The sequence below is a fragment of the Paenibacillus cellulosilyticus genome (assembly GCF_003182255.1).
GTDB classification, from domain to species: Bacteria; Bacillota; Bacilli; order Paenibacillales; family Paenibacillaceae; genus Paenibacillus_T; species Paenibacillus_T cellulosilyticus.
On sequence record NZ_QGTQ01000022.1, the window covers coordinates 55,756 to 74,075 of the forward strand.

Here is an 18,320-nt window from a genome sequence, read left to right on the forward strand (position 1 = left end):
AAGGGCGGGAGCAAACCGCATGCCAATCAACGTTGGGACGTTCGAGAAGTTGAACGGGCAGCCGTTTGCCATTTTGCTTGCGGGATTGAACGAATTGACTAGTGCAGGTGCGCATACGGACGGCAAAAAGGATAGGGATCGTTGCAGCTTGCAGCTTGCAGTTAACGGATGCAGCCGTGCTTAATTGTTTAAAAACGTCACTTGCCGGAATCTAACGGTTGTACTGGCGCTTAGCAGCTGCCATATGACCTCTTGCACATGAAATACCCTCAATGGCAACCGTTAGCGGCTTAACGGACTATAATATCGTCAAATAGCCGTTGTAACAACCGTTGAAGTCTCAATTTCAATCCATATAGTGATCAGCGACATGCAGATGAGCGTTCGTAAACGTATCAAAGAGTTTGCGGCAGCCGGGATATGAACGGGGAACAAAAAAGAAGCCTGCGGCGCTGCCGCAGGCTTTTGGTTTGTAAGACGAACCTTACTGTTTTGTTTTTCTGATCATCATAAACACATTCGCGCCTAATGAAACGATGGACAATCCCAGCGTTACATAGAAAATATTATTACCATCGCTCAGGCGAATGATGGAAAACACAAGTATTGCCAAACTGATAATAATGTTCAAAATAAATCGAACCATCGTGATCTTCCTTTCGACTTGAAATACCATTAAGAAGTATACCACAATGCGATCGAATCTCGGACAAAAAAAGGAGCCTGCAGCAACGGGCCGCAGGCTTGTTCAAGTTTTATATTAATAAGGGGGGTCTTGTCACTTATTATAAAAACGCTAGATGAAATAAACCTGAGTGGAACATTACAGTAATGTTACAAAATCGGAATCGCTTCCAATTGCTGCTTCAGCCAGTCGAAGGATTGGCGACCGCTTACCTCGTGGCCACCCTCGAACAAATCGTAAGCCAGCCGATCCTCGGCATTGGCTTCCCCGTACAGCCTTCGCAGTTCAGCTGCCGCCCGTTCGAACCCTTCCGCTGGGAAAATAGGATCGTTGCTGCCTGACTCCAGGAACAGCGGCCGAGGTGCGATAAGTCCAAGCAGCTCTGGCAATTCCGCCTCGCTAAGAAGGCCCGGCGTATAATTGCAGATGCAGTGCCGAATATCCCAGATACTATCCTTGAACGTATTCGGATAGCCGATCAACAGTGCTGCGCCAATTCGCTGATCGAGCGCTGCCGCGGTGTAGCCGATGACCGATCCGCCGGAGAAGCCGGCAATCCCGATACGAGCCGGATCTACATCAGGCCGAGTCATGAAGTAGTCGAGTGCCCCGAATATTTCTGTAACACGCAGCCCGGTTAACGTTTTGCCGAGCATCAATAATTTTGTCGCCATCCTATAACAGGAGTTTGGTGCATTCGGGTCGTTGGCAATATCGCTCTCAAGCCGCCGTTCACCGAATCCGATAACATCAGGTGCAATCACGATCATGCCGCGCTTCACAAGCTGCACGGCAAAATGCGAGTGGCCGCCCGCGCTCGTCGTATCCCACTGGCCATCTGCCGTCATCCCGCATATCTGTCTGCTGCCATAGCCGTGCCCGTGTACGGCAACAACCCCAGGCAAGCGACCGCTTGCTCCTTCAGGGATTAATACATACGCCCCGAACGCCAGCCCCGAAACAGCGGATAACTCCACTCTTTCTCGTATGTAACCGTCACACTCGGTACGTTCCAGCAAGACCGGCTCGAATCCGGATGTCCGCTCGAACTCTCCCAGTGATTGATGAAGCAGACCAAGCAGTCCTAATTTACGTTCCTCAGCCGTTTGTTGTGCAGCCCGCTGCTCTCTGACGACCTTTTGCTCTTCATACCATCTTGCCAGCGCTGCGTCACCTTGTCGCATCCAATGCCCTCCTTTGGTCATATATGCCTTTATCATAACGGGATTCGCGAGAGATTGAGAAGTGTGAACAGCGTCAAAGTGCACAAAAGCCGAAAATGTTCATAGGTGAAGAGACGAATAAGTTCACATTTTTCGTGAACTGACTCTTTCTGGCCGAAATGCTGTCCGACTACACTGAGTGCAGCACCTGATCGAAACACGATCGAGGAGAGGAGAGACCAGCATGCTTCGAAAGAGAGGATTTGTGTACGAACTCGTCAAAAACCGGCTCATGTTTCTGATGCTGCTGCCGGCGCTGATCTTTTTTCTAATTAATTCGTACATCCCGATGGTCGGCATCTATTATGCGTTCACCCGGTTCGACTTCAACACCAACCTGTTCAACAGTGAATTCATCGGCTTCGAGAACTTCAAGTTTCTATGGAGATCCGGCATCCTGAAGCGGCTTACGCTTAATACACTCGGGTACAATCTTGCATTCATCGTCCTGAGCAATGTGTTCGCCATCGCACTGGCCGTTCTAGTCAGCGAGCTGAAGCTCAAATGGTTCAAAAAACTGACCCAATCCGTTCTGTTCCTGCCTTACTTCATCTCCTTCGTTATTCTGAGCGTCATCGTGTACAACCTGTTCAACTACGAGAATGGTTTCTTGAACACAACGCTGAAAGCGCTTCACATGGAGTCGGTTGACGTCTACAACACCCCGTGGGTGTGGGTGCCGCTCATTGTAATCTTCTATTTATGGAAAAATCTCGGATACAGCATGATCATCTACCTCGCAGCCATCACCGGCATCAGCGAGGAGTACTACGAGGCGGCGAAGATTGACGGCGCGAACATATTCGGGCGAATATGGCACATTACGATCCCGATGCTCAAGACGACGTTCATCGTCCTGCTGCTATTCGCGCTCGGCAGTATTATGAAAGGCCAGTTCGACCTGTTCTACCAGCTCGTCGGCAACAATGGCGTTCTCTACAACGCCACCGACATTCTCGATACTTACGTCTATCGCTCGCTCAAAGTAACGTTCGACATGGGCATGGCCACATCCGCAGGCCTCTACCAATCCGCTTTCGGCTTCGTGCTCGTCATGACCGTCAACTACATCATCCGCAAAATCAACGACGACTACGCTTTGTTCTAAAAGAGGCCGCGGAGCGGCCGGCCGGGCTCATTGCCGGGCTGATTGAATAGAGCACATAAAAGTGAACTAAACCACCTCCATCGGCTCGCAGAGCGAGGTAGAGTACAAAAAAGTACACTAACGCATCACCAACGGCGAACTGGGTGGGATAGGGTACAAACAAGTACACTAACGCGGCAATGACGATGGACTGCCTGAGTTAGAGTACAAAAAAGTACACTATCCTGTGGTTGACGGCTAGCTGTACTAAAGTCGCGAAGCGACGCCATCCAAGGCCGCGAGCGGCGACATCGCACAGCGATGGACAGCACTTGCTTGCAGCAACGCTGCATGCTCAAAGTCGCGCAGCGACGCCAACCAGGGCCGCGCAGCGGCGACATCGCACAGCGATGGACAGCACTTGCTTGCAGCAACGCTGCATGCCCAAAGTCGCGCAGCGACGCCAACCAAGGCCGCGCAGCGGCGACATCGCACAGCGATGGACAGTACTTGCCTGCAGCGACGCTGCATGCCCAAAGTCGCGCAGCGACGCTAACCAGGGCCGCGCAGCGGCGACATCGCACAGCGATGGACAGCACTTGCTTGCAGCGACGCTGTATGCCCAAAGTCGCGCAGCGACGCCAACCAAGGCCGCAGCAGTGACATCGCACAGCGATGGACAGCACTTGCTTGCAGCGACGCTGCATGCCCAAAGTCGCGCAGCGACGCCAAAAGAGGGCCGCGCTGCGGCCGGGCTCCGCGTCGCACAGCGACGACCGCAGCAGCATGCAAGTCCCTCCCGTCGCATGGCGACGGAAGCCCGCGCTGCCAAGGGCAGCGCAGCGAGCCCATCGACGACGGTAGTCTGGGGAGATGGGCGAGCCAAACCTTCCCCACGACGCTGAGTGGGGAAGTAAGGGCGGCAAACGAGCGGAGCGGCGGTATCGTTCTGGAGAAACGTTAGTGGTCGCCTTTGTCCCCGGATTGCTACATAGTAGCGATCTCACCAATTCAGGGCAATCCGGGGACAACAGCGATCGGAAGAACGATCCGCCGCGCAGCGACCCTCGCCGCCCAGGCGATCCGCTGCGAAGCAGCTCTCCAACGCGCCCAACAAAACAATCAGAAGGAGGTCTCCCATGAGCGTCACCCCATCCGATCGATTATTTCGCACGCTAGCCTACACCGTTCTCATCATCGGCAGCTTGCTATGCTTATTCCCATTCCTGCTCGTCATCTCGGCGTCACTCACCCAGAATGAGTCGATCGTCAAACACGGGTTCCATCTCATCCCGAAAGTATTCTCCCTTGAGGGCTATCGCATGGTGTTCCGATTCCCGGACCAGGTGCTGCGCGCCTACAAGGTAACCACAATCACGACAGTCGTCGGCACGCTGCTCGGCCTGTTCCTCATTACGATGACCGGTTACGTTCTGCAGCGCAAAGACTTCAAATACCGCAACGCGTTCAGCTTCTACATCTATTTCACGACGCTGTTCGGCGGCGGCCTTGTACCTTGGTACATTCTGATCACGAAGTATTTGAAGCTGACCGACACGTACACCGTGCTCATCTTCCCGGGCTTAATGACGCCGTTCCTCATTATTTTGATGAAGAACTTCATTCGCTCCGCCATTCCTGACGAGCTGTTCGAATCGTCCAAGATCGACGGCGCGAACGATTTCAAAATCTACTATCGCATCGTCCTGCCGCTGTCGATGCCCGGCATCGCAACAGTCGGCTTGTTCCTAGCACTCGCGTACTGGAACGATTGGTTCCTGTCCTCGCTCTTCATCAACGATCAGCACATGTATCAGCTGCAATTCTACTTGTATAACGTCATCAATACGATATCGTTCGTGACGCAGATGGGTGCAGGCACAGGGGTCTCGCTCGGAGGAGATATTCCAACCGAATCGACGAAGATGGCGATGGCGCTCGTTGTGACGGGACCGATTCTGCTGCTGTATCCGTTCGTGCAGCGCTATTTTGTCAAAGGACTCACGATCGGAGCAGTTAAAGGGTAATCCAAATCACCGAACTGTAACCTCTGGTTACATCCATCGAGAAGAAATAAAGCGACAGCTTGGCTTCTCGGGGGTTAACATATTGTCAGCTGAACTAATCCAAAGGGAGGATTCATTCATGCTTAGAACAAGAAAGCTCTGGATGTCCGTCTTATCCGTCATGCTCGTCCTCACAGTCGTCCTATCCGGCTGTGGCAAATCGGATGATTCGAAAGACACAGCGTCCAACACGACCGACAACACGGGGGATACAAAGACCGATACGACGAAGACCGACACGCCGAAGGAAGATGACGCAGCGAAGACAGGCATCGATACGTCGAAGCCGGTGGAGCTGCAATTCTACATGCTGGGCGACGCGCCGAAGGATCTGTCGAAGATTCAAGATCTTGTGAACCAGATGGCGAAGGAAGAACTGAATACGACCGTTAAGTTCAACTACACGACTTGGACCGACTGGGATCAGAAGTATAAGCTGCTGCTCTCCTCGGGTCAGCCGATCGACCTTATCTTCACGGCGGACTGGACGCAGTTCCAATCGTATGCGAAGAAGGGTGCCTTCCAAGACATTACGGATATTTTGCCAAAAGCAGCGCCCGAACTGCAGAAGTATGTACCGGCTGACATGTGGGATGCCGTCAAGATCGACGGCAAAATCTACACGGTTCCAGCAACGTACAAGGAGTACGTAACGCTTGGCTTCGTATACCGCGAAGACCTGCGTGTGAAGTATAATCTGCCGAAACCGGTAGACATGGCAACGTTCGAAGAGTACCTCGACGGTATTAAGAAGAACGAGCCGGACATGATGCCGCTGTCGATGAACTCGAACGTCCGTGATAACCTGATTGCGCCAATCCGCGACCTGACGCATGATGCAATCGGCGCAACGCCATACGGACTCGGTATTACGTATAAGGATCCGTCCAACGTCTATTCGTACTGGGGCTCTGATGAGCAGGTACAAGATTTGACGATTGCGCAGCGCTGGCAGCAGAAAGGCTTCTTCGCGAAAAACGTCCTGAACGATAAGGATACGCTCCAAGAACCAGTCGTCAGCGGTAAAGCAGCGGCTATTCTCGGGGATAACCCAACTCGCTTTAACGATACGCGTCTGAAGATGAAATCGGCTCATCCAGATTGGGAGCTCGCATACTTTCCGTTCCCGCTGGCAAAAGGCTACGCGACGCCGGTTCACCCTATCCATAACGGCTTCGCTGTTCCGAAGAGCAGTAAGAATGCAGAGCGTGCGCTCGCGTTCTACGAAAAAATGGTGCTCGACAAACGCTACAACCAGCTGACAGAGTACGGCGTCGAAGGCACGAACTACAAAGTAACGGATGGCTACTATGAAATGATCGGTGACAGCACGTCCAACGGTTTCCCGCGTGAAAGCATGAACGGCTGGGCATGGCGTAATCCGGAGTACATGCTGTTCGATAAGGACTTTGATGGCGTCAAAGATATTTTCGCATCGCTGGACAAAATCCAGTCGCCGGATAAGTTCACAGGCTTCGCTGAGGACTACACGCCTTATCAGGCGGAGAAAGCGGCGGTCGAGCAGGTGGAGAGCCAATATTTTGCACCGCTGTACGCAGGTCTAGTGGATAATATCCAGGAAGGCTTGCAGACTGCGATGTCGAAGGCGAAACAAGCAGGACTGGAGAAGATTCACGAGGAATATAAGAAGCAGTGGGAGCAATATGTAACAACTAACGGTATCAAGTAAGCGGATCTGACAGGCGTCGGCGTCCCCCGGAACGTACGGGCGGGCGTCGGCGCATTCCGCTCTTACACGGGTCGGCAGCCACGAGAGTAGTACAAAAATAGCATTGACTGAAACCCCTTTCATTCATACAATCTCGGTATACCGATAGTACGAGGAGGAGCTGCATGCGACTGAAGCATTACGAAGACAATGGCAAGCTGTTTATTCGACTGCTCCTGAGCATTACGCTCTGTATTGTGGTGACGCTGGTCGTCTCCTCCGCCATATTGTTCACATTGTTTAATCGGATTGCCTTGAAGCAGGTGTATCAATCTGACCTCGCTGCCCTTAACCAGACGAGCAAAGAGGTAGTCGGGATGACCGAAAGCGCGCAAACGCTCTCGTTTCAGCTGTATCAGAACTTAACCATTTCGAAGCTGATGTTTTATGCCAAGCCGAGCATTTATGACTCCGTTGCTGCTATGCAGGAGCTTAGCAACTACTTGAACTCCATGCCATTCATCAAATCCATCTACGTTTACAACCCGAACTCGCCTTATGTGTATCTCTCCTCCAATTCGAAACAAAACGGACTTCTCGCGCCAAGCGAGCTCGCCGATCAGGATATATTGAAGATGCTTGACGACTATCAGGACTATAAGCCTTTCACCCCGATTCCGCGTACGATTCCAGTTGATGTCGACTCGACGGAGCGTCAGGCCGTCTATACCTATTTGTGTTACGATGCAATCGGACTGACCGATAAGGTTAACTCCGCCATTATCGTCAACATTGATGCGCAGTGGATTAACCGTGATATCGGCAGTCATAACGGGCAAGCGAATAACGGCAAATCGTTCATTATCGATAACCGCGGCAGGCTGCTCTCAGGCGATAATCTGCTGGTCGGCCGTTCAGGCGATGAAGCGACGACGTTGATCCACCGGATTGTTGCTGACGAGGATTCGGACTATTTTATTGACCAATCGGGCGGGGAAAAATCACTCGTTTCTTATACGAAGCCGGATTCGCTGGAATGGCGGTACGTACGCATAACACCTTATAGCGATGTCACCCGTCAGGTGAACGGCATTCGGGTATTGACGATCGCGGTTGCGGCGGCGATTCTCGCGGCTGGCTTGATCGCTTCGTTTGTTTTGTCACGGCGGCTGTTCATGCCGATCGACCGGATGGCAAGCCGGATGCGTACGCTCGAGACCGAGAAGCGGAACAGTCTGCTGACGCTGCGCCAAGATATTTTACGCAACCTCGTGTTAGGCCGTGAGGCGCTCAATCCAAGGCCGCTGCGCAGACGCATGGACGATTTGGGCATCGAGTTTGATTTTCAGAATGAGTATCGGATGGCGCTCCTTGCGATTGATCGATTCCAGTCGTTCTCGGATTCGAGCGGGCCAGATGCGCGTGTCTACAAATATGCCATTATGAACATTTGCTATGAGCTGGCTTCACAGTCATACAAGGTCGAGACGGTCGATATGGATGCTGACGGTGTGCTCTTATTACTCGGGAACTCCCAGGCTGCCCCGTTCGATGATCAGGAACTGCTCGAATCGGTATTGCGGCATATTCAGCAGGCGATTCTTGAGCATCTGCGCATAGGCGTCACCATTGCATACACCGATGCGGACAGTCATGCCGTTCACGTGCATACGATGTATAAGAGGGTGAAGCAGGCTGCGCAGCATCGACTGTTCGAGGGATATCGTGCGCTCATTCGCGCGAGCGATGTCATTATGCCGATGCTGAAGGAATATGTCTACCCGGTCGATAAAGAGAAGCGGCTGATCGAGAGCGTGGCGGCAGGCAAGGTAGATGAAGCGATGCAGCTCATTAATTGCATGGTGAACGAGACTCGGAGCCACTCCGTGCAGGTGGCGCGCTGGCTGCTGTCCCATTTGACGATGGTACTGACGAATGTGCTGCATTCGCTCCAGCGGAGCCATGCGATCGTATTCGAGCGAAGCCCCGAACATATGCTGGCGACCAGCGATCAGCCGTTCGAGACGCTGCAGGAGGCGGAGGCTGTATTCCAAGCGCTGCTCGAAGAGGTGCGGGATAAGCTCGCTGAGAAAAGAAGTATGCGCCATGAGGATCTCATTAAGCACATCCACCAGATTATTGACGAGCACTACGGTGACTCCAACCTGTCGCTCAACTGGATTGCCGACCGGCTTGACCTGTCACCTAGCTATGTCGGACGCATCTACAAGCAGATCACGCTTAATGCGCTAATCGACGTCATCAACTCCGTTCGTATGGAGCGTTCAATTGAGCTGCTGGAAGGCACGCACTACTCCGTAGCGGAGATCGCAGAGCGGATCGGGTATACGAACCCGTCGTATTTTTATCGCATGTTCAAAAAGCACTACGGCGTCACGCCGACCGACTACCGCCGTCGCATCGCCGGCGATGAGGGGAAGGTCGCGAAAGGGTAGATGGAGAGGGGGGATAGCGTGGGAAAGCTGCGCTATCCCCTTTGTTGTAAGGGCGGCCGTGCTGTGTCGCTGTCCTCTTTTGTATCGAGATAGCGTACTTTAAAGTATCTTAACTCGCCGCTGCCCGCTTATGTGAAGAGATAGGATACTTTGAAGTATCTTAAACTGCAGCTGTCCTCTTTTGGATCGACATAGAATACTTTGAAGTATCTTATATAGCCGCTACTCGTTTTCGCATCAAGTTAGTGTACTTTGAAGTATGCTAATCAACCGTCGCTTGCCATCGTCTAGTCCGAAGCTTCCACCAATGGTTTCTGTTTCCTCGTGTTCGGTTATAATGATGCTAATAAGCAACATTGCGGAAGGAGAGGATGGCCATGCGGGTCACTCGAATTGTGCTGCTGGCCGTCATTGCCGGTGTGTTGGGGGGGAGCCAACTGTTTAACTATTGGAAGCAAAAGGTGCGTCCTATCGCAGTAGGCGCTGTAGCTGGCACCGAAGCGTTTGCCGCTTCTGCTGAAGTGAAGAACGAGCAGTCGCTCGCCGAGTACATTAAGAAACAGCTTCAGACACATACCGACCGTGTATCCGTCGCGATGCTTGGATCGGATCACTCGGAGGCCGCGCTGAAGAAGGCGTTGGCCGCTGCGACAGGGACAGACGATTACATCGCCTACATTATTGATTCTTACTATTACACAATCCGCGAGACTTCGATCCGTACGGACATTGATCTTCGTATCCGCTATCGTGAGACAGCAGAACAGACAGCCGAAGTGAACCGCATAACGGATCGGGCACTGCGAAACATCATCAACGATCAGATGAACGACCATGAGAAAGTGAAGGCGATTCACGATTGGGTCGTTGCACGCGTTGATTACGATCAAGCGCTTCAGAAGTATACCGCTTATGAAGCACTCACGACAGGGAGGGCAGTCTGCCAGGGTTATGCACTTCTTATGTACAACATGCTGACGAAGGCAGGCATTGAGAATGTTATCGCTGCAGGAACCGTGAATACGGGCGAGCATGCTTGGAATATCGTAAAGCTGGACGGACAATGGTACCATCTCGACGCAACCTGGGATGATGCCGCGATTGCTTCAACGACAGGTGTTGATGCGGCGCAAGGCGCGATCCTCCGCAGCCAATATCGCTATTACCTGTTAACGGATTCGCAAATGCGAGCGGATCACCAATGGACCAAGACCTATCCGAAGGCGACTACGGTGTATGCAGATGCGCTGCGCAAGCGGATGCAGACTGTACCTCTGGAAGCGCAGCGCTTATCTAAGCTGGAAGCGGCAATCGGCCTCGATTGGCTGCAGTCCGATCGAACGGTTACCTCTGTTACAGCACTCGCCAATAAGCTCTCGGAAATGTCGGCTGGCGGAAAGCGCGAGCTTCAGGTACGTTACACGAGAGGCGACTCATGGAACGAAGACATTCGCGCCGCGGTCCGGCAGGCCGGCATTCGTGACGGCTACCAAGTGCGGAGCACGCCTTACGGCACCGACGGTTCGGTGCTGCTGGAAGTAAAGTTTACCGCGTAGGACAAATAAAAGCGGCCTAATCGCGCTCCCGATGGAGTCGATGATTAGGCCGCTTTTTTTATAGGAGCGATACAACAAAAAAGTAGCCTACGGCGTGCGTTCGCCGTAGGCTCAATATCTATTTCATAAAGGGGGGTCTTGTCACTTATTATGCAGGGCGAAGCTGAAATGAACCTGAAACGGTTATTACAAGATGATGACAAGTAAAAGAGGGCTTGTTACATAGGCTGAGTTTGAGCTGCTACCAACACAATAGACAAAAAAGTAGCCTACGGTGTGCGTTCGCCGTAGGCTTTTCAATAATCTATTTCATAAAGGGGGGTTGCCACTTATTATGCAGGGCGAAGCTGAAACGAACCTGAAGTGACGATTACAAGTCTGTAACAAAGTGATAGCGAGTCTGTTACATAGGCCGAGTCTGGGTTGCGTCAACCACAATAGACAAAAAAGTAGCCTACGGCGTGCGTTCACCGTAGGCTTCAATATCTATTTCATAAGGGGGGTCTTGTTACTTAGTATGCAGGGTGAACCTGAAATGAACCTGAAGTAAACCTGAAGTGACGATTAAGAGTCTGTAACAACGAGAAAGTAGGTCTGTTACCATAGGCCGAGTCTGAGCTACCGTCCGCATCATAGACAAAAAAGTAGCCTACGGCGTGCGTTCACCGTAGGCTCAATCATCTATTTCATAAGGGGGTCTTGTCTATTATTATGCCGGGTGAAGCTGAAATGAACCTGAGGCGTTTATTACAAGTGTGTTACAAAACATCAGAAGATGCTCTTCCATACGTACGCGCTGGTTTGTAACGGACAGGAGGATCGCTATTTCGCCGCAATGACGATACTACATTCGCTAAAGGACCGGAAAGATCTTATTAGCACTCCAACGTCAACCTTGAGCAATATTTTGCCCCAATAACGTCTCTGTAGTCCGCTACGCTACCCCAATGGAGCATCTGAGTCCGTTACCTCAAGACAAACTTCAACACCACCGAAAGGCAACCACCGGTAATCCACGCCTTATATAAAATGATACCGGCGCTCGCTCGTTACTCCGCATCGTTGCCGCGATTGCGCTGCGTCATTTGCTGCCAGACGGAGCCGGCCGCTTCCTCGCCGCGCTCGATGCGCTCGACGGCCATGCTCGCTTGCAGCGAGATTTCGAACTCCGCGTCGTTCACAGCTTCGCGGAGGACATCCAAGGCGCGCTCATCGCCCGCCTCGTATAAGAACCGCGCCGCGCGCCAGCGCACCAGCTTGTTCTTGTCGCGCAGCGACTCGATCATCGGCTCGATGGCCGCTGTATCGCCGATGTCGGACAACGTATCGCCAGCCGTACGGCGAACGGACACAGACTTGTCCTTCAGCGCCGTGAACAACAGCGGCATTGCTTCCGCGCTGCGCAGATCGCCGAGGTAGACGACGGCTAAGCGGCGAATCGATGCGTTCTCGTCAGCAAGTGCACGCTGCAGCATCGGAAGCGCTTCTGGCGTCGATTCCGCAAGCCGATCAAGCGCAGCATAGCGCTCCTGCCAATCGGGAGCATCGAACTTCGCAAGCACCTCGTCGGCTGTCAGCGGCGTAGGGCGGATTGGCGCCTCCACGACCGCATCCGGTCCTTGCGCTTGCGATGCCGCCACAAGAGAAGCGATTCGCTCCTCTGTATAAGCAGCTTCGAGCTCGCGCACGATATCTGCTGCGATCTCCTCTGGCTCGCCGTAGCGGATGCCGAACTCCTCTAGCTTGCGCTCGCGGATGAACGTCGTTCCTGCTGCAGCCTGCACCGCATCGGTGAAGCGCTGCGCCATAGCGGCACGCACCTCGCGCTCGCCGATACGTACCCGAATCTGCATCGGAATGCCGCGGTAGAACTGCACGAGCACATGCGCTTCGCCGAAGCCATCAGCCGATGGCGCCGCTCCAACGCCAGCTGCCGCAGCATCGGTGTCATCTCCGGCAAGCAGCCGCCGTGCTTCGGACAAAATGCTCTGCCAGTCTGCATTCGGCTTACGATCCAGTGCGATGAAATCCGCGGTGCGGAATAAGCTTTTGACCCCATTAATAGCCAGCAGCGCTCGGATAATTTCCGAGGCGCCTTCTGATTTATCAGGCAAGTATGTATGGCGATGTCCGCGAGGAAGTGTCTCATCGACGTTCAACTTCATCGAATTCGGACTTGGCGTTGGTTCAATCGATAACAATTTCATGGAATATTCCTCCGATCATGAGATGTTCGTCATGAGTAGTTTACCCGATCTTGAAGCGGGATGCGAATGCATCATATCGATGCTCTTTTTATAATAAAGTAAATAATGCAGCAAATTCGGACAAAACAACACCAATTAGGCGCAGTGCAACCGTTTGCTTCATAAGGTTATAATACTCGTATATTCCAAATCACTCGTATATTCCAAATCGGAGGCATACTACTATGACGATTAAATCTCCATCCCGCATTCGTTTCGGCATTATCGGTGCTGGTGCCATTGGCGCCGTTCATATGGAAACCTTGAATAAGTTGGGCGACGTGGCGGAACTCCGCGCCGTAACAGACACATACCTGCCGCTGGCAGAGAAACGTGCAGAAGAGCATTCGATTCCTACGATTCACGTTTCGCCAGAAGCGCTCATTGCCGACCCGGACATTGATGCCGTTGTCATCGCGGTGCCGAACCAGTTCCATGCACCACTGACGATTGCCGCGCTGGAAGCAGGCAAGCATGTGCTGCTGGAGAAGCCGATGGCAATCAGCTCGGCGAAGGCGAAGGAGATTGTCGATGCGCAGCAGCGTACGGGCAAGACGGTCATGATCGCACAACAGATGCGTTTCACAGGTCTTTCCCGCGCAGTGAAAGCCTTGATCGATGACGGTGTGCTTGGACGTGTGTATAACATTAAGACAGGATGGATCCGTAAGAAGGGGATCCCAGGCTGGGGCTCTTGGTTCACGCAGATGGAGATGGCTGGCGGCGGTCCGCTGATCGATATCGGCGTTCATATGCTTGACCTGTCGCTTCATCTTGTGGATAGTCCGAAGCCGGTATCCGTATTCGGAACGACTTATGCAGAATTTGGTCCACATAAGCGTGGTATTGGGAACTGGGGTACGCCGAACTGGGAAGGCATCTACAATGTTGAGGATTTGGCAACTGCACTCATCAAGCTGGATAACGGTGCGACGTTGTCGCTTGACGTTAGCTGGGCAGCGCATGCCGCGGATCTGACCGATGAGCCGTTCATTCATTTGATGGGGACCGAAGCGGGTGTTTCGATCGTTGGTAACAAAGCGACGCTTGTGAAGCACGAGAACGATGAGGTTGTGATGTCCGAGATTGAGCCGCTGGATAGCGTGAACGAGCGCGAGCTGGTCGCGAAACATTTTATAACATCCATTCATGAAGGCACGACGCCAATCTCATCCGTTATTACGGGCTACACGAACAATCGGATTCTTGATGCCATCTACGAGTCTTCCGCGAATGGCGGCGAAGTGAAGCTGAACTGGGACTAACTGTTTATCGTCAAAATGATTCGAAGCTTTCTGGCCGAGCAATCGGCTGGGAAGCTTCTTTTGCGTTGTGCCTGTATCGCATAACTGATTTTTGACGAAGATTCCACGAGATATAGATAAAAAATTTGCAAAAGAACAGTTTATCCCATCCCTACTCGTTATGACGAACGGGCGTTTCTGTGCTATAATAACCCGATGAACACGTTTGAGAGGACGGGATTAAATCAATGATAAGCACGACTGGCGTATCGCTTCGTTATGGTAAGCGACCGCTCTTCGAGGATGTTAATATTAAGTTTACACCAGGTAACTGCTACGGCTTGATCGGTGCGAATGGCGCAGGTAAGTCGACGTTTCTGAAAATTCTATCCGGTGAGATCGAGCCTAACACAGGCGAAGTCCACATCGCACCAGGCGAACGGATGGCAGTACTGAAGCAGAACCATTACGAATACGATGAGTTCCCAGTTATCGAGACGGTCATGATGGGCCATAAGCGCCTGTATGACGTTATGCAAGAGAAGAACGCGCTGTACGCGAAGGCTGAATTCACAGATGAAGACGGCATCCGCGCAGGCGAGCTCGAAGCTGAATTCGCTGAGATGAACGGCTGGGAAGCTGAATCCGAAGCGGCAGAGATGCTCAACGGTCTCGGTATCACACCGGAGCTTCACGATAAGCAAATGAAAGAGCTCGGCGGCAACGAGAAGGTTCGCGTATTGCTCGCGCAGGCATTGTTCGGCAGCCCGAACATTCTGCTGCTTGACGAACCTACCAACCACTTGGACATGGAATCGATTCATTGGCTCGAGAACTTCCTGGCGAAGTTCGAAGGCACTGTTATCGTGGTCAGCCATGACCGTCACTTCTTGAATACGGTATGTACGCATATCGCCGACATCGACTTTGGCAAAATCCAAATGTACGTCGGTAACTACGACTTCTGGTATGAGTCCAGCCAGCTGGCGCTCACACTTCAACGCGACCAGAACAAGAAGAAGGAAGACAAGATCAAAGAACTGCAAGCGTTCATCCAACGCTTCAGTGCGAATAAATCGAAGTCGAAGCAAGCAACGTCGCGTAAAAAGATGCTCGATAAAATCTCGCTCGACGACATTCGCCCTTCGAACCGCAAATACCCGTTCATCAACTTCAAGCCGGAGCGCGAGGCTGGTAAGCAACTGCTGCTCGTAGAAGGCCTGTCGAAAACGATCGACGGCGAGAAAATTCTCGACAACCTGACGTTCACGGTCAACAAAGGCGACAAAATCGCACTCGTTGGTCCGAACGGTCTGGCGAAAACGGTCTTGTACCAAATCATCGCGGGCGAGCTTGAGGCGGATTCTGGAACCTACCAATGGGGCATTACGACGACGCAAGCGTACTTCCCTAAAGATAACTCCGCATATTTCGACGGCGTAGACTTGACGCTCGTTGATTGGCTGCGTCAATTCTCCAAGGAGCAGGATGAGACGTTCATCCGCGGCTTCCTGGGCCGCATGCTCTTCGCAGGCGATGAAGGCATGAAGAAAGCAAGCGTATTGTCCGGTGGCGAGAAGGTTCGCTGCATGCTGTCCAAGATGATGCTGTCCGGTTCGAACGTTCTCATCATGGACGAACCAACGAACCACTTGGACCTCGAATCGATTACGGCGCTCAATAACGGCATGATTGATTTCGACGGTACGATGCTGTTCACGTCGCATGACCATCAGTTCGTGCAGACGGTTGCGAACCGCATCTTCGAAATCACACCGAACGGTCTGATCGACCGTACGATGTCCTACGACGAGTACCTGGAGAATGCGGATGTGCAGGCGATGCGCGCTCGCATGTACCCAGCCGAGTAAGCTTGATCGTATGAATCACAGCCCGCAGGCGGAAGCGCCTGTGGGCTTTTTGCTTTTGTGCAACCAGATTGAACAGCAGACGTAACGGTTATATGAAGAGAAAGGGAGGCGATACAGATGTCTATTTTCGACAAAATGAAGCAAGGTGCCTCGGATGCGGCCCGCAAAGCACAACAGACGTTGGAAATTGCAAAGCTGAACAATCAGAAGTCCTCGCGCGAGAAAGATATGAGCAAACTGTATTCGCAGATCGGAGAAGCCGTATTCGAAGCGCATCTGTCCGGGGAGCATGAAGCATCGGCGGAGATCATTGAGGCTAGCTGCGAGAAGCTGAAGATTATGAAGCAAGAAATCGAAATGATTGATCATAAAATTCAATCGATCAAGCTGGAGAAAAGCTGCACCTGCGGTACGGTTGTCCCGCTTAATGCCAAGTTTTGTCCAGACTGCGGTACACGTTTCGCAACCGAGCAGGAACTGAAGTCTGAGATGACGAGCGGCGAAATCCGCGTGATCTGCCCGAACTGCGATACGGAGAACGAACTAATGGCTCGCTACTGCACAGACTGCGGTCACGAGCTTGGCAAAATGAGGCCAACGGTCTTGCATTCAAACGCGCAAGTCGTAGACCCTGAGCTGGAAACGTATGTTGATCCTGATCCAGTCGTCGAGGTTTATGAAGAGAAGGATCAAGGGGCACACGACCAAGAAGACCAACTGAAGCGCCGTGAAGAAGGAAACAACGGCGGTTGGGGCAGATTTTCGTTCGATAAGTACGACGATAAATAGAATAGCAAGGAATAGATGCAGTAGCGAGAGGCCTGCCCGGTTGGGGTGGGTCTTTTTTGTTGTGAATGATATTTGTGGAATTATGTAGAAAAAATAGTAGTTATATAAAATTTAACTATTATAATATAGTATAAAAACCTTAGAAAAAGTAATCTTTAGGACATAATGAGGTGGATTTGAGGAGGCTCTTCATTGATTGTTCATCGACAGACCAAGGAGCATTACCCAGTTGACTTTCATCCTCTTACTCCATTTGATGTTAGTACAATGATTAGGGATGGTAGTCTATTTAGTTGGGAGCTCCAATTTGATTGGACACTTTATTTTCGATTTTACAATATTGAAGTATATAAAATGGTAATCCGAGGCGATGATGAGATACAAGGCTGTATCGCATTTGAAGTAAAGGAAGACCATATTTATGTCCATCTCATCGAATCGGCCCCGCATAACTTTAAGGGCAGAGCATTTGAGTTAATCGGGGAGCACTTATTCGGTTTTGCATGTAAGTGCAGTGAGGATCTTGGATTTGAAGGAGCAGTTGCTTTTCAGTCGAAGATAGGACCCAAATCTGTGCCTTTAATGAACTATTATGTTAATAGAATTAAAGCTGAGCATTTGGGCAATGGTTATATGATTATCGACGGTCCTTCAGCGAAACAACTGATTATGATATACTCTACATAAGGAGTGATGCATATGAACAAGAAGAGCAATTTAGTAAAGTCTCTTGATGACGTTTCTCGGCTTGCTGGTGGATATGTGAAGCAATCTCTCCCAGTAGAAAATTCCGATCGCGATCGTGTAATTTCAGAGGCACTCTCCAAGCGCAAGGCCACACGTCTTGAAAAAGTTTAAAACTCGAGCTTGTTTTAGAGCACCGTTGCGCACCTAGTATCTACGAAGAAGTAATTTTCGAATTTGAACTTAAGTGAATTAATCGCCATAGACACCTTTACTTATAAATACGAAGCCCGTTACCTTCCCGGTAATGGGCTTTTTCACCCTATATACGATACCGCTGTACGCCAAAGCATGCCCCTATACATATGAGAATGGCACTAATCCAGTTATCCGCAATGGTCCGTCCACGGTTTCAGTAAGCCGAAAACGCCATAATAACGCACCATATGGATTATGTAAATGTTTCCTGCGACGATATGTTTTACTCTCGATAGTCCGAATGGACTATATTGGACAGGCGCCCAATATAGTACCAATTTTGAGCCGATTCCAATATTTAAAGAAGGTCAAACTTAGGCCCATAGCAGAATATGAGAACGATGAGAAAAGCGCCGTTGGGCGCTTTTTATTTTGGCTCACAGGAGCGTGGATTCGACAAGGTTCGATATGCCTAGATTGGCAAAATCCACATTGGGAGGAAGGTCAGATGCTCGTCCTTTCGCTCACCTCTTACAATGGGATTAT

The 18,320-nt window shown here is 51.4% G+C and carries 14 protein-coding genes; 12 read left to right on the forward strand and 2 right to left on the reverse strand.

Annotated features, from left to right (window positions below; translation table 11 throughout):
* Window positions 1-19 precede the first annotated feature (19 nt).
* Entirely contained in the window at window positions 20-184 is a 165-nt protein-coding gene (locus tag DFQ01_RS31205) for a hypothetical protein (protein ID WP_174812833.1), read from the forward strand.
* Window positions 185-834: 650 nt separating this feature from the next.
* Here the strand turns inward: DFQ01_RS31205 and DFQ01_RS21875 are convergent.
* Complete coding sequence (locus tag DFQ01_RS21875; RefSeq protein ID WP_110046049.1) at window positions 835-1,869, reverse strand: dienelactone hydrolase family protein; 1,035 nt, start codon at window positions 1,867-1,869, stop codon at window positions 835-837.
* A gap of 223 nt (window positions 1,870-2,092) precedes the next feature.
* Here DFQ01_RS21875 and DFQ01_RS21880 point away from each other — a divergent pair, with 223 nt between their 5' ends.
* From DFQ01_RS21880 to DFQ01_RS21905, 6 genes are all read left to right on the forward strand, one after another.
* Complete coding sequence (locus DFQ01_RS21880; protein ID WP_110046050.1) at window positions 2,093-3,016, forward strand: ABC transporter permease; 924 nt, start codon at window positions 2,093-2,095, stop codon at window positions 3,014-3,016.
* 419 nt (window positions 3,017-3,435) lie between these two features.
* The gene (locus DFQ01_RS21885) at window positions 3,436-3,900 is read left to right on the forward strand and encodes a hypothetical protein (protein WP_146216911.1); all 465 of its coding nucleotides are present in this window, start codon (window positions 3,436-3,438) and stop codon (window positions 3,898-3,900) included.
* 234 nt (window positions 3,901-4,134) lie between these two features.
* Entirely contained in the window at window positions 4,135-5,022 is an 888-nt protein-coding gene (locus DFQ01_RS21890) for a carbohydrate ABC transporter permease (protein WP_110046052.1), read from the forward strand.
* 118 nt (window positions 5,023-5,140) lie between these two features.
* A complete protein-coding gene (locus DFQ01_RS21895; RefSeq protein WP_110046053.1) occupies window positions 5,141-6,751 on the forward strand; it encodes an extracellular solute-binding protein in 1,611 nt (536 codons plus the stop codon).
* Between the two features lie 164 nt (window positions 6,752-6,915).
* On the forward strand, window positions 6,916-9,186 hold the full coding sequence (locus DFQ01_RS21900; protein WP_110046054.1) for an AraC family transcriptional regulator: 2,271 nt from the start codon (window positions 6,916-6,918) through the stop codon (window positions 9,184-9,186).
* Between the two features lie 377 nt (window positions 9,187-9,563).
* A complete protein-coding gene (locus DFQ01_RS21905; protein WP_174812832.1) occupies window positions 9,564-10,742 on the forward strand; it encodes a transglutaminase domain-containing protein in 1,179 nt (392 codons plus the stop codon).
* A gap of 1,049 nt (window positions 10,743-11,791) precedes the next feature.
* On the opposite strand, the gene DFQ01_RS21910 is transcribed toward DFQ01_RS21905, so the two are convergent.
* On the reverse strand, window positions 11,792-12,949 hold the full coding sequence (locus DFQ01_RS21910) for a virulence factor (RefSeq protein ID WP_110046056.1): 1,158 nt from the start codon (window positions 12,947-12,949) through the stop codon (window positions 11,792-11,794).
* A gap of 224 nt (window positions 12,950-13,173) precedes the next feature.
* On the opposite strand from DFQ01_RS21910, the gene DFQ01_RS21915 reads away from it, so the two are divergent.
* From DFQ01_RS21915 to DFQ01_RS31210, 5 genes are all read left to right on the forward strand, one after another.
* A complete protein-coding gene (locus DFQ01_RS21915; RefSeq protein WP_110046057.1) occupies window positions 13,174-14,253 on the forward strand; it encodes a Gfo/Idh/MocA family protein in 1,080 nt (359 codons plus the stop codon).
* Window positions 14,254-14,480: 227 nt separating this feature from the next.
* Window positions 14,481-16,103 carry an ABC-F family ATP-binding cassette domain-containing protein gene (locus tag DFQ01_RS21920; protein ID WP_110046058.1) on the forward strand — a complete coding sequence of 541 codons (1,623 nt, stop codon included), beginning with the start codon at window positions 14,481-14,483 and terminating at the stop codon, window positions 16,101-16,103.
* Window positions 16,104-16,220: 117 nt separating this feature from the next.
* On the forward strand, window positions 16,221-16,892 hold the full coding sequence (locus tag DFQ01_RS21925) for a zinc ribbon domain-containing protein (protein WP_110046059.1): 672 nt from the start codon (window positions 16,221-16,223) through the stop codon (window positions 16,890-16,892).
* A gap of 192 nt (window positions 16,893-17,084) precedes the next feature.
* Window positions 17,085-17,579, forward strand: a complete 495-nt coding sequence (locus DFQ01_RS21930) for a hypothetical protein (protein WP_110046060.1) — start codon at window positions 17,085-17,087, stop codon at window positions 17,577-17,579.
* A 12-nt stretch (window positions 17,580-17,591) separates the two neighbouring features.
* Window positions 17,592-17,750: a hypothetical protein gene (locus DFQ01_RS31210; RefSeq protein ID WP_174812831.1), complete on the forward strand. Its 159-nt coding sequence runs from the start codon at window positions 17,592-17,594 to the stop codon at window positions 17,748-17,750.
* The last annotated feature ends 570 nt before the right edge of the window (window positions 17,751-18,320 follow it).

Coding starts and splice junctions, on each gene's coding strand:
- DFQ01_RS31205 (WP_174812833.1), top strand. CDS start 20: ATGCCAATCAACGTTGGGACGTTCGAGAAGTTGAACGGGCAGCCGTTT.
- DFQ01_RS21875 (WP_110046049.1), bottom strand. CDS start 1,869: ATGCGACAAGGTGACGCAGCGCTGGCAAGATGGTATGAAGAGCAAAAG.
- DFQ01_RS21880 (WP_110046050.1), top strand. CDS start 2,093: ATGCTTCGAAAGAGAGGATTTGTGTACGAACTCGTCAAAAACCGGCTC.
- DFQ01_RS21885 (WP_146216911.1), top strand. CDS start 3,436: ATGCCCAAAGTCGCGCAGCGACGCCAACCAAGGCCGCGCAGCGGCGAC.
- DFQ01_RS21890 (WP_110046052.1), top strand. CDS start 4,135: ATGAGCGTCACCCCATCCGATCGATTATTTCGCACGCTAGCCTACACC.
- DFQ01_RS21895 (WP_110046053.1), top strand. CDS start 5,141: ATGCTTAGAACAAGAAAGCTCTGGATGTCCGTCTTATCCGTCATGCTC.
- DFQ01_RS21900 (WP_110046054.1), top strand. CDS start 6,916: ATGCGACTGAAGCATTACGAAGACAATGGCAAGCTGTTTATTCGACTG.
- DFQ01_RS21905 (WP_174812832.1), top strand. CDS start 9,564: ATGCGGGTCACTCGAATTGTGCTGCTGGCCGTCATTGCCGGTGTGTTG.
- DFQ01_RS21910 (WP_110046056.1), bottom strand. CDS start 12,949: ATGAAATTGTTATCGATTGAACCAACGCCAAGTCCGAATTCGATGAAG.
- DFQ01_RS21915 (WP_110046057.1), top strand. CDS start 13,174: ATGACGATTAAATCTCCATCCCGCATTCGTTTCGGCATTATCGGTGCT.
- DFQ01_RS21920 (WP_110046058.1), top strand. CDS start 14,481: ATGATAAGCACGACTGGCGTATCGCTTCGTTATGGTAAGCGACCGCTC.
- DFQ01_RS21925 (WP_110046059.1), top strand. CDS start 16,221: ATGTCTATTTTCGACAAAATGAAGCAAGGTGCCTCGGATGCGGCCCGC.
- DFQ01_RS31210 (WP_174812831.1), top strand. CDS start 17,592: ATGAACAAGAAGAGCAATTTAGTAAAGTCTCTTGATGACGTTTCTCGG.